This is a genomic window from Denitromonas iodatirespirans (assembly GCF_018524365.1).
Taxonomy (GTDB): Bacteria; Pseudomonadota; Gammaproteobacteria; order Burkholderiales; family Rhodocyclaceae; genus Nitrogeniibacter; species Nitrogeniibacter iodatirespirans.
Genome location: NZ_JAEKFT010000147.1, coordinates 1 through 376, shown reverse-complemented (window position 1 = coordinate 376; position 376 = coordinate 1). Strand labels below are relative to the sequence as shown.

General features: G+C 66.0%; 1 protein-coding gene. It reads left to right on the top strand.

Translation table 11 applies throughout. The features are described 5' to 3' along the window. On the top strand, nt 1-376 hold a 376-nt coding region (locus I8J34_RS24335; RefSeq protein WP_214364206.1), incomplete at both ends, for a cadherin-like domain-containing protein.

Genomic DNA, 376 nt, shown 5'->3' with positions numbered 1-376 from the left:
GACCTGGGCATCGCCGCCACCGGCAGCCTCGACATCCAGATCACCGACTCCGTGCCGGTGGCGATCAATGACACCAACGTGATCGCCGAGGATGCGGCCAGCACCGTGTCCGGCTCTGTGCTCACCAACGACACCGTCGGTGCCGACACCAACGCCACCCCGATCACCGCCGCGACCCCGACGCTCACCTACGGCAGCCTCATCCTGAATGCCGACGGCAGCTACACCTACACGCTGGACAACACCAATGCCGCGGTCAACGCCCTGAACGACGGCGAAACCCTCACCGACAGCTACACCTACACGCTCACCGACGGCGACGGCACCAGCACCACCGCCACGCTGACCATCACCATCAACGGCCACACCGACGGCA